The sequence below is a fragment of the Mycobacterium sp. NGS11 genome, from assembly GCF_059813315.1.
Window position 1 is genome coordinate 90755 of the sequence record NZ_JCALEJ010000016.1, and the last position, 12939, is coordinate 103693.

At 64.6% G+C, this 12939-nt stretch carries 1 protein-coding gene and 1 pseudogene; both read right to left on the reverse strand.

The window, feature by feature from the left end; all coding sequences use genetic code 11:
* Nucleotides 1-269: 269 nt before the first annotated feature.
* Nucleotides 270-4778 (reverse strand): annotated as a pseudogene (locus AC5Y4T_RS18080) (amino acid adenylation domain-containing protein); the annotation flags it as partial.
* An 828-nt stretch (nucleotides 4779-5606) separates the two neighbouring features.
* On the reverse strand, nucleotides 5607-12939 hold a 7333-nt coding region (locus AC5Y4T_RS18085), incomplete at its 5' end, for an amino acid adenylation domain-containing protein (protein WP_499954659.1).

The window sequence follows — 12939 nt, forward strand, 5'->3', positions numbered from 1 at the left end:
TCGCGCGCAGAAGCTGTCTGGGCGACGGCATGGCCATTGCGAGTGACGTCGGGGCCGCTGATCCTGCGAGTGATGTCGTCCAGCGAGATCGTGCCGGCTCTGGGCCGATGGGAACCCCCCGCCATAGCGGGCTACGGTACAGCAAACGTGCAACGCGCAGGCCACGTTCCGTAAATCGCTGGGCTGAACCCATTTTGGCGGGCTCGGCGGCGAGTCGTTTTCTGTCTCGAGGCGTTCACCCCCGCGCGGCAGGGCCGTCAGCAATCCGCATATTGGCGCTGAAGCTCGTCTATCTGCTGCTGGCTGAGTCCGGTAAGCGCGATGTCGGAGGGAGTCAGCCCGCCCCCACCACGGCGCACGTGTGCGCAGATACCGGCGAGGGCGTCGAACCACAATTGGCCGAGCCGGGCTACCTGCGCATGATTGAGGGCCGAGGGCGCCCACGTCCAGTTGGCGTGCAAGCTCGGGCCCGTCTCGGTGTCCATGGTGGCCGCATTGAGCTCTAGGGTGTGCATCAGCGGCATCGGGACCGCTGCGGCCGCCGCTGTCAACGACAAACTCTCTGGGCTGATCTGCCACAGATCACCCGAGGTTTGCGCGCTCGGCTCGCCGAACCGCCCCAGGTAGTTGAATCCGATTGCCGCATCAAACCCATCGAGGTCAACGTCGCTGTTCGAATACCGCAGCAGCCCATAGGTCACACCGTCCGGAAGGTCCCGCAGCTGTTCTTTGGCGCGTTTGATGAGCGCCCCCAGCGCGGCGTCACCCGATCGCACCTGTGCCCAGCTCAGCCGACCAACCGCCAACGACACCGGATATTGGGTGGTAAACCAGCCCACTGTGCGCGACAGGTCGATGTCGAGGCCCAACTCTTCCTGACGCCCGTGGCCCTCGACGTCGATGCCGATCGGCGACCCGCCGGTGCCTAGAAACTCCGCCAACGCCATCCCGAACGCGATCAGCAGAATCTCATTAACCCCGGCATGAAAGGCCGCGGGCGCCTCGCTGAGCAGCATCCGCGTGGTCTCGGGATCCAAATCGGCCGACAGGCGCCCCGCCGTGGCAAACGTGTCTACCGCCGGCTGCACCGCCGGCAACACCGAGGGCGTCGCGGCCACTTCCCGCCATCTCTCGGCCTCCTTGACAACCGCCGCGTCCCCCGCATACTCGGCCAGCAGCGACGACCACCGCGCAAACGACGTCCCACCCGCCGGCAACGCCATCGGCTGGCCGCTCTGGCGTTGTGCCCAGGCGATGTTGATGTCCTCGAGCAATATCCGCCAGGACACCCCGTCGACGGCCAAATGGTGAATGACCAACGCCAACTGCCCCGTGGACGCCACCCATACGGCGCTGAGCATCACGCCGGCACCCAGGTTCAACCGCGACCGCGCCTTGACCAGCGCTTCCTCGGACATCACGTCCACCGATTGCAGGCAGCCGCCGGCATCGACGGCCCCCGCCTCGGGCACCTGCAGCGACCAGCCCCCGGCCCCATCGTCATCCACGCGGAGCCGCAACATCGCATGCCGATCCAGCAACGCCTGCAGAACCGCCACCACATCCGTCTCGCAGACCCGTGCGGGCGCCTGAATCACCATCGTCTGGTTGAACTGCTCGACCCCGCCGCCCACGCCTTGCAGCCAGCGCATGATCGGGGTGGCCGCCACGGGGCCCAGACCGTCATCGGCCACAGCGCCCTCACCGTCGACCACTCGCGCGACCCCCGCCAACCGGGCCACCGTCTGCTCGACGAACACGTCGCGCGGCCGGCACATCACCCCGGCCAGTCGCGCCCGCGCCACCACTTGCATGGACAAAATGCTGTCCCCGCCAAGCTCGAAGAACGACTCGTCAACTCCTACGCGCTCAAGGCCGAGCACCTGCGCGTAAATGGCGGCCAAGGTCTCTTCGACCGCGGAGCCCGGCGCGCGATAACCATCGACGTCCTGATATTCCGGTGCGGGCAGCGCACGAGTGTCCAATTTCCCGTTGACCGTCAACGGCAGCACGTCCAGCACCACCACCGCGGCCGGCACCATATACGCCGGGAGCCGATCCACCAGGCTCGCCCGCGCGGCAACCGGATCCACGACCCCGGTCACATAACCCACCAGACGCTTGTCGCCCGGACGGTCCTCGCGGGCAATCGCTACAGCCTGCTCCACCCCGTCCAGCGCGGCCAGTGCCGCACCCACTTCGCCCGGCTCAATCCGATATCCGCGAATCTTGACCTGCTCATCGGCACGCCCGTGGTAACGCAACTGGCCATCGGCACCCCAAGACACCAAGTCCCCCGTGCGATACATCCGGGCGCCAACCCCGCCGAACGGGCACGCCACGAACCGCGACGCCGTCAACTCGGGCCGGCGCACGTACCCGCATCCGACGCCTCGGCCCGCCACATACAATTCGCCGATCACACCGACGGGCACCGGCCGCAACCATCCATCCAGAACAAACAATGCCGCGCTGGACACCGGATAACCAATGGGCGGACCCGCGGAATCCGAACCGAGAGGGCTGGACATGGTGACGTCAACAGTCGTTTCCGTCGGCCCGTACTCGTTGATCAGGGTGGCGACAGGACCGTACCGGTCCACCAGTTCCTTTGTGCACGCCTCACCCGCCACCACCAGCGTCATCCCGCCCAGTTGATCGGGCGGGAGGGCTGCCAGCGCCGTGGGCGTGAATACGGCGTGGGACACCTGCTGTTGACTCATCAATTCAACCAGCTCCATGCCGGGAAGCGCTTGGTCCTCGACTGGGATCACCGCGGCCGCTCCAGACAGCAGCGCGTACCACAGATTCCCGACGGACGTGTCGAACGACAACGGCGCAAACTGCAGGATCCTGCTGGCGGGCGTAATGCCCAGACGTTCGACGTGAGTAGCGACAAGGTCGGCGATGCCGGTATGGGCAATGGCTACGCCTTTGGGGATGCCGGTGGTGCCCGAGGTGTAGATGATATAGGCGATGTTGTCGGGCGCAGGCGCCGGCAGCCCCGTGCACGCACACGCCTGGATCTCGGCGGCACCGACATCGATGACCGGCAGATCACAGCCATCGAGGCGCTCCACCAAATCCTGGGTCGTGACCGCCACAATCGGCGCGGCATCGGCAAGCATGAACTCCAACCGCGCCGTCGGCAACGCCGGATCCATCGGCAAATACGCCGCCCCAGTCTTCAACACCGCCAAGATCGACACAATCGCCTCAGCCGAACGGGCAAACAACAACGCCACACACTGCCCAGGCCCCACACCCCGACCGGCCAGATGATGCCCCAACCGGTTGGCGGCCTCATCAAGCTCGCGATAGGTCCACCGGCGCTGCCCACACACCAGCGCCACCGCCTCGGGAGCGCGAGCCACCTGAGCGGCGAACAACTCCGGAACCGACGCCGAGGACCCCACCGCCGCGGCCAACACCGACCGATTACCCAGCTCATCGAGCCGCGCCTGCTCGGCCCCATCAAGCAGACCCATCGACGACAACCGCCGCACCGGATCGGCAGCCATCGCCACCAACACCCGTTCTAGCCGCGTGGCCAACTCCCCGAGATCGCAATTGGGCAGCAACTGCCCCGCACCCGGCGTGGACAAAAACAGCTGATCCTCGTCCCGGAAAAAGACCAGCCGGAACTGATCCCCCAACCCGTCATGAGTCAACGTCGCCGTCACCGCAGAGCCATTGAGGTCCGAAAGGTGCGTGGTGGGGATGAAGTTGACGGCCACCCGATTCGACGCCTGCCCGGGACCCCGGAAATGCCCCGCATTCTCCAACGCGTGCACCGGGAACCGCTGATGCTGCAACGCTTCTCGAATCCGCCTGTCGACGTGTTCACAAAAGCCGGCCACCGTCGACCCCGGTGACGCCTTCAACACCAGCGGCACCGCCCCAGAGATCATTCCCGGCACCAGCTTGGACTCCGGCCGCACCCGCCTGCTCACCGGGAAATCGAACACGATCTCCGAATTCTCGATATCGCACCCGCCGACCAGCAGCGCACACGCCGCAGTAATCACCGACGACCGACGCATGCCCAACTTCCCGGCCAACTCGTCAATTCCGGCAACCGCTGAAGGGTCTAATTGCACCGGTGCCGCGGACTCGTTCTCGTTGGGACCTGTTACTGCTTCCACCGACCGATATTGCGACTCGCTTCCCGATTGGAGAATCCGGGTCCAATACTCCTGGTCATCGAGATAATCGCTGGAAGATTCATATTCCAGCTCGCAGTCGATCAGATCAGACAGCGATCCAAAAAAGGTCGGCGGAATCGACGTTCCGGAGGTAATTGCGTTGTAGATGGTCGCGACCCGATGGCAAACAAGAGCGAGACTAATGCCGTCGACCACAATATGGTGGCAGCACGCGAACCAGTAGAATTCATTCGCACCAGTCTGAAACACCGCAAATTTGAATAGCGGCCCGCTGAGCGGCATCACTGTGCGTTGAATAGATGTCGCCAGTCGATAAGCTTCCCGCTCGGGATCCTGCGAGCGTGTGAGGTCATAACGGGCGAGCTCGACGTCGGGATCGTCGATCACCCTTTGGACGATCTGACCATCAACCTCGAAAAAAGCAGCTCGTAGTGGTTCGGCCTCACCAACCGCCTGCTGTACCGCGGTCTCGAACAAATCGACGTCGAGTGAGCCCGCGATTCGCATATACACGCCCAGCTGCCACCTCGCCGCGAAGCTGCCCGTCTCCTCCGCGAGCCATATATCCAGCTGGCCGCGCGTCAGTGGAAGTGGTCGGTCGTCCAGTCTCACATGCTCTCCCAAAGCGCACCCTTTACTCGTCAGCAACCCGGCAATACCGGTCCGCAAATATTTGCCTTTGCGTCAGCGGCTTTCGATTCCTTCGTCTACGTCGCCGGTTGCCAGTGCTCACGCAACAGGTGATTGTCGAACGAAGTTCTGCCGCAAACTGCTAGTTTGGTTATACTTGTGTTCAATACCTGCGGTCGGTATGACTGCTGTCAGCATAATGAAGGTCACCAAGCCGGACGCGGTTTTCAGCTAATGTGTGCGAGACCACAGTCATTCACCGCACGGCAGGTCAGGGGTGCGAAACGCAACCGCTACGCCGGCGGCTATCACTGGCCCGCCAAGCCATGCGGTCCAAGGGGCCAGGTACAGGGATAATTCGGTCGGAACTCGTGGGACCGGTGGATGCATCAGGCAACGCAGCTCGGCGCGCCGATCTATGACGACCTTCGTTATCACGGGAACCGGCAAACTCGCGCACGCGCGAGCGTCGCTCGCCGGACGGTTTCGAGAGCGGCTCCGGCTCGAACCGGTGGCGGCACCCGCTATGGCGCTGAGATGGGCGGCTCGGCGGAATTTATATGCGCAATCGTCAATTGCTGGGCTGGCGGCATGGCCCTAGTGCCGAGTTGGTAAGACGCTTTGCTGGCGTAAGTGGCTATTGTTGCCGGAAAAGTTGCCGACAACCGATCTCGGGCCGCATCGCCAATGACTAGGTGCACGACCTGGTCGATGACCAGCCGGCAGACGCACTCATCACACCGACACCCGCGGGCCTGCGCCCTCGCTGGAGCCCTACAACACTCAAGGCCGCCACAGCGCACTCAACGGCTAGAGCAGGCCGAGCCCCTGCAAGTCGGTGACGTACCTGATGATGATCGGCGCCGAGATGTGCGGAATGTCGTTGTCGGAGCCGATCTTGGCTTCTTGCACCGCAGCACGGAATCGGTCTGCCGGTGCAACGGACGTGCGCTCGGGTTCGAAGGGCCGCACCTCTGCGGCATTGCGCAGAACCGCACGCAACACATCCAGTATTGAGTGCTGGCGCTGTCGATCCGGCAGGGCAACCAAGGCGGCCTCGAACTGCTCGACCCAGTCCGCAAAGTCATCGATGCGCCGGATCGGGTATCCCGCCTCGATCAGCCAGTCGACGTACTGGTCGAATCCGATCCCGTCGTCGTGCGGATTCATCACATGGTAGGTCTGGAACCCGCTGACCGTTTGGGCGCCGAGCGTGGCGACCGCTTCGGCCACAAATCCCACGGGCAGCCCGTCGTAGTGAGCACGCTGGCGGTTCCCGTTACTGTCGAGCTCGTACACGGAATGGGGTGCGATGCCAGTAGCGACGACGCTCAGTACCATCCGGGTGAACAGGTCCGGCACGTTGATCTGACCCTGGTAAGAGGTGTCGACCATGATCCTTCCGCTGCGGAACACCGCGACCGGCAGCCCACACAAATCGTTTGCCTCGCGCAACAGCACCTCGCCCGCCCACTTGCTGTTGCCATAGCCGTTGCCGTAGCTGTCGTCGATCGCGCGGGTGGGGCTGATGACCCTGATGTCGCCGTCCTCAGTGAACGCCGACGCATCGATCTGATCTCCTACGTTGACAGTCGACACGTAGCTGTAGGGCTTCATCTTCGTGGTGAGCGCGATGCGGATCAGCTCGGCGGTGCCCTCCACGTTGGGGCCGAACAGCTCGCTGTACGGCAGCAGACCGTTGACAAGGGCCGCTGAATCAATGATCAAATCGACTGTGGCCGCGAGCCGCTGCCAGGTCTGCTGGTCCAAACCGAGGTCGGCTTCGCCCTTATCACCCGCGATGACCTCTAAATGATCGGCTGCCAACTCACGGAAATAGGCAAGTAGGTCGGGGTCGCCAGAGTCGAAGACGCTCTCAAGACGCCGCCACGCATCCTCATTGGACTTAGCTCGCACCAGGCAAATCAGCGTGCCGTCCACTTGCTCTAACTGCTTCAAACATTCAAGAGCCAGGTAGCGCCCCAGGAAGCCGGTCGCCCCGGTTAACAGGATTGTCCGCACCTCGGCGCTTGGGCCAGGGAGCGTGGGGGCTCCGTTCAGCGTCCCGACATCGAGGAATTTATCCAGCGTGAGGTCACGAGCGTGCACTTCCGCAACATCGCGGCCGTGCACGGACACAAAGCTGTCCGAGAAGGTTTTTCTGGCCAGCTGCTGGCTCAAGCTTCGAACAGACGGCGCGTTGAACAAGGTCGGTACCGCCAGGCGCACGTCTAAAGACTTGTTAATTGCGGCGACCACCCGCATCGCCAACAGCGAATCCCCGCCCAGATCGAAGAATGACTCTTCGACCCCTACGCGGTCGAGGCCTAGCACCTGGGCGTAGATGCCTGCCAGGGTCTCTTCCGTCGCGTTGGCTGGCGCCTGATAATCGCCGGCATCCTGGTATTCGGGTGCTGGCAGGGCACGTTTGTCCAGTTTGCCGTTGACCGTCAAGGGCAGAGCGCCCACCGACACCACGGCCGACGGCACCATATACGCCGGCAGCACATCGACCAGAGCGTTCCGCACCGCCACCGGGTCCGCTGCGCCGGTGATGTAACCAACCAGGCGTTTGTCGCCCGGGCGGTCCTCGCGAGTGATCACCACCGCCTGTTCCACCCCGTCCAGACCGGCAAGGGATGCCTGCACCTCGCCCAGCTCGATGCGGTGCCCACGGATCTTGACCTGCTCATCGACGCGCCCGAGGTACTGCAGCTGTCCGTCGGAGCCCCACCGCACCAGATCCCCAGTGCGATACATGCGCGTCCCGGATGTGCCGAAGGGGCAAGCGACGAAGCGCGACGCGGTCAAACCGCCTCGGCGCCAATACCCGGCGCCGACCTGCGGACCGGCCACATACAGTTCGCCGACCACTCCGGCGGGCACCGGCCGCAACCACCCGTCAAGGACGAACAATGCCGCCGTCGGCAGTGGCGATCCGATCGGCACCGCGCCCGACCCGGGTTTCAGCGAGGCATTGATCGTGACCCACATCGTCGTCTCGGTCGGGCCGTATTCATTGATCATCACCCGTCCGGGCGCCCACCGATCCATCACCTCTGGCGGGCAGGCCTCCCCACCCACCAGCAAAGCCACCGACTCCAGGCCCTCTGGTGACAATGCCCCGACCGCCGAGGGGGTTTGACTGAGGACATTGACGCGCTGGGCGAGCAGTAGGGCGCGGAAGTCGTCCGGTGAGCTGGCGACCGACTCGGGCACAACCACCAGCCGTCCACCTCGAAGGAGAGCGCCGAAGATCTCCCAGCCCGAGATGTCGAAGCTATAGGAGTGCCACTGCGACCACACACGTTCGGGTCCCGACGGCAAACCTGTGCCGTCGAGTGAGTTGGCCAACTGGATGACATTGCGATGGGTGATGGCCACGCCCTTGGGCACACCGGTGGTACCCGAAGTGAAGATGATGTAGGCAAGATCATCAGCCGCCGGCGCGGGCAAAGCGGAGGCGGGTCTGGCGTCCACCGGAGCGTTGACATCGATCACCGTCAGGTCGATCTCGTCCAGCCGGTCAGCCAACTCAGCGGTTGTGACCGCCGCGATCGGCGCGGCATCGGCAAGCATGAACTCCACCCGGGACCGCGGGTGCGCGGGGTCGATCGGCAGATACGCCGCGCCAGTCTTGAGCACAGCCAGTATTGACACGATCGCCTCGGCCGACCGGGAGAACAGCAATGCAACACACTGCCCTGGACCCGCACCCTGCGCAGCCAGCAGGTGCGCCAACTGGTTAGCTGCCTCGTCTAGCTCGCGGTAGGACCACGACCGTTGTCCGCAGACCAATGCCACGGCCTCCGGGGCGCGCGCCACCTGCTCGGCAAACAACGCGGGGATGGACACATCTGGCATAGCCGGCTGGGTCAACACCGCTCGGTTGCCAAGGTGATCCAGCCTGTCACGCTCGGCCGTATCGAGCATATTCATCGACGACAACCGGCGCCCTGGATCAGCTGCCATCTCCAGCATCACGCGCTCTAGCCGCTCCATCAACGCGTCGATGCTTTCCGCATCAAACAGCTCGGTGTCGAATTCGACGCGGAGGTTCAGTTCACTACCCGGAACCGCCTGCACCGCAAGGGGGTAGTGGTTGTATTCGCGCGCAGCGAATTCAGTGATGGCCAGCTCACCGACACCCGACAGTGCGGCCGTATCGACTGGGTAATTCTCGAACACGAGGAGGGTGTCGAATAACTGGTCATGGCCAGCCGCGCGATGGATCTCGCTCAACGCCAAGTGCTGGTGCTCAAGGGTCTGGTTGTGGACGTTTTGCAGCTGGCTCAGCAATTCGGCGGTGGTAGTGGCGGGCGTGATGTTCGCGCGAACCGGCACCGTATTGATCAGCAAGCCCACCATCGAGTCTGCGCCGGGCAGTTCGGCTGGCCGTCCCGACACCGGGAGGCCGAACGCGACGTCGTGCTGGCCAGTGAGCGAAGTCAGCACCTGCGCCCAGGCGCCTTGCAGCACGATGTTGACTGTGGTGTGGTGCGAGCGCGCCAATTCGACGAGCGCCCGTGTCGTTACTTCCGGCACCCGGAACGATGCGACGCTCCGTCGTCCGACCCCGGGCCGGCTTGGCCCGGCGACCAGCGTCGGCGTGTTGAAGCCATCGAGCACGTCGCGCCAGGTCGTGAAGGCGGCATCGCGATCGCGATCCACCAGCCAACTGACGAACCTGCGATATGGGACCGCCGCGGGCAGCCGCTGACCGTGGTAACTGGCGAAGATCTCCCCCAACAGAACTGGCATTGACCAGCCATCAAGCACGATGTGGTGATTGCTCAGCACAAATCGGTGCCGGTCTTCCGCGATCCGGATCAACGCCACCCGAACTGGCGACTGGTCCAGGTCACAGGCGGCCGCGCGCTCCGCGACGCACACCTGCCGCACCTGCTCATCTACCTCGTCTTCTGCTGCGCTGAGGTCAACATAACGCCAGGGCACCACGGGATCAGCCGGGATGATCTGGACCGGTTCGTCGAACTCTTCGCTGAATCGGGCCGCCAGGTTCGGATGCCGGTTGATAACCGTTTGCACCGCGTCGCGCAAGCGCTGCTGGTGGAGTGGACCGCTCACGGTGATATCCAGCTGCACTGCATACAACTCACTCAGATCGCCGGGGCTTTGCGCGAAGCTGGCGTGAAATAGCATGCCCTCCTGCAATGGCGTGAGTGGTAACACGTCGGCAATCGAGTATTGCGTCTCGAGCTCGTCGATCTGTCGCTGGCTGAGCCTGGCAGGCGCGATATCAGAAGGAGTCAACCCGCCTCCGCCGCTCTGCACATGGGCGCAGATACCGGTCAGGGCGTCGAACCACAACTGGCTAAGCCTTCTGACCTGCGCTTCGTCGAGCGCTGAGGGCGCCCACGTCCAATTGGCATGCAGATGCGGGCCGGAATCCGTATCCACGGTGCTGGCGTTGAGCTCCAGCGTGTGCGCCAACGACATGGGCACCGCCGCGGCAGCGACGGTCAACGACAAGCCGTCCTCGCTGACCCGCCACAGTTCGTCCGATAGCTGGGTCGCCGGGCCACCCAATCGGCCCAGATAGTTGAAACCGATCGGTGGATCGAACTCGCCGAGGTCAGCGTCGGCGTTCAGGTAGCGCAGCAGACCGTAGCTGAGCGGGTCGGGCAGGGCGCGGAGTTGTTCTTTGGCGTTCTTGATCACCGCTCCCAGCTCAGCCTCGCCGGCCACGATCTGCTCCCACGACAGCCCGCCCACGGCAAGTGACACCGGGTAGATCGCCGTGAACCATCCCACGGTCCGCGACAGGTCCACGTCGGGGGCCAGTTCGTCGTGACGCCCGTGTCCCTCGACGTCGATGCCGATCGGCGCGGCTCCGGTTCCCAGAAACTCCGCCACCGCCATCGCGAACGCGATCAACAAGATGTCTTGCACCCCGGCGTGGAACGCCGATGGCACCTGACCGAGCAGCATGCCGGTGGTGTCGGCGCCCAGCTCCACCGACAGCAACCCTGCGGTGGCGATCGTGTCCATCGCAGGCTGTACCGCCGGCAGCATGGCGGGAGCAGACTCCGCGACCTGCCGCCAGGCACCGGCCTGCTCTGCGACTTCCGGGCGGCGCGCGTGCTCGGCCAACAGCGACGCCCACCGGGCAAACGACGTCCCGCCGGGTGGCAACGCTACGGGCTGACCTGAGTGATGCTGCGCCCAAGCGATATTGAGGTCTTCGAGCAGGATCCGCCAGGACACCCCGTCGACGGCAAGGTGGTGGATGATCACCACCAACCGCCCCGTGGAGCCCTCCCACACCGCGCTCAGCATCACCCCAGCGGCCGGGTTCAACGAGGACCGCGCCTCGACCAGCGCCGCTTCAGACAGGACGCCCACCGACTGCAGGCACCCGCCGGCGGCAACCGAACCCGCCTCGGGCACGTGCAGCGACCAACCGTCTGCACCGTCGTCCTCGACGCGCACCCGCAGCATGGCATGCCGATCCAGCAATGCCTGCAGCATCACCACGACATCGGCCTCGCCGGCTCCCACCGGCGCCTGCACCACCATGGTCTGATTGAACTGATCAACCGCACCATCCAGCCTGTGCAGCCAGTGCATGATCGGCGTGGCCAATACCTGCCCGACGCCCTCATCGATCACGGTTTCCGAGCCGTCGGTCACGGTGGCTACCCTGGCCAGCCGGGCAACGGTCTGTTCCACGAAGATGTCACGCGGCCGGCAAACCACCCCGACGGCACGGGCCCGCGCGACAACCTGCATCGACAGAATGCTGTCGCCACCCAGTTCGAAGAAGGAGTCGTCGACCCCGACCCGCTCCAGCCGAAGGATCTGCGCGTAGATGTCGGCCAGCTTCTCCTCGACGGCGTTGGTCGGGGCACGGTAGCCACCGGCCTCCTGGTATCCCGGTGCGGGCAGTGCGCGGGTGTCCAGCTTGCCATTCGGAGTCAGCGGCAAGGCGTCGATCGGCACTATCGCGGTGGGGACCATGTACGCCGGGAGCCGCTCGGCCAGGGCCGTGCGCAGCGCGGCCGGCTCGGCGGTCCCGGTGACGTAACCGACCAGGCGCTTGTCGCCGGGGACGTCCTCGCGTGCGATCACCACCGCCTGCTGCACCTCGTCCAGTGCGGCCAGTACCGCTTGGACCTCACCGAGCTCGATGCGGTAGCCGCGGATCTTGACCTGCTCATCAGCACGTCCCAGATATCGCAGTTGGCCGTCCGCGCCCCACGACACGACGTCCCCGGTGCGATACATACGACTTCCGGGCGCTCCCGCTCCGCCGAACGGGCAGGCCACAAATCGTGACGCCGTTAGCCCCGCCCGACCCACATACCCGTAGGCCAGGCCGGCACCGGCGACGTACAGGTCGCCGACCACGCCGGCGGGTACCGGGCGCAACCAGCTGTCCAGCACAAAGAAGGCGAGGTGGGCCAGCGGCACGCCGATCGGGCTGGCGTTTCGCTCGACGTCGCTGCTGACGATCTCCCTGAACGAGGCGTGCACCGTCGTCTCGGTGATGCCATACATATTGATCAGCCGGGCCAATCCCGGATGGTTGTCCAGCCAGGTTGCCAGACGCTGGGGCTCGAGCGCTTCACCACCGAATACGACGGTGGAGAGCTTGAGTTGGTCCGCGAGCTCGGGGGCGAGCGCGTCGGCGGTCTGCAGTGCGTAAAACGCCGAGGGCGTCTGACTCAACACACTGACTTGTTCACGAACCAGCACGCTGAGCAGGTCTTCCGGTGAGCGGACCACCGACTCGGGCACGACCACCAGCCGGCCGCCGTACAGCAGCGCACCCCAGATCTCCCACACCGAGTAGTCGAACGCCAACGAATGACACTGCGACCACACCTGCCCCGAAAGTTCGAGGTCGGCGTCCAACGTCTCCAGCAGCCGTGTGACGTTGCGGTGACTGACGGCCACGCCCTTGGGGACACCGGTAGTGCCCGAGGTGTAAATGAGGTAAGCGATGTCGTCCTCTGCCGGCCCGGGCAGTCCGGTGGCCGGTTGGGTGCCGATGCTGGGATCGTTGACATCGATGACGGAGAGCTTGTAGCTCTCGAGACGCTCGGCGAGATCGGCGGTGGTGACGGCGACGACGGGAGCCGCATCGCCGAGCATGAAGTCCATCCGCGCCGCCGGCTGT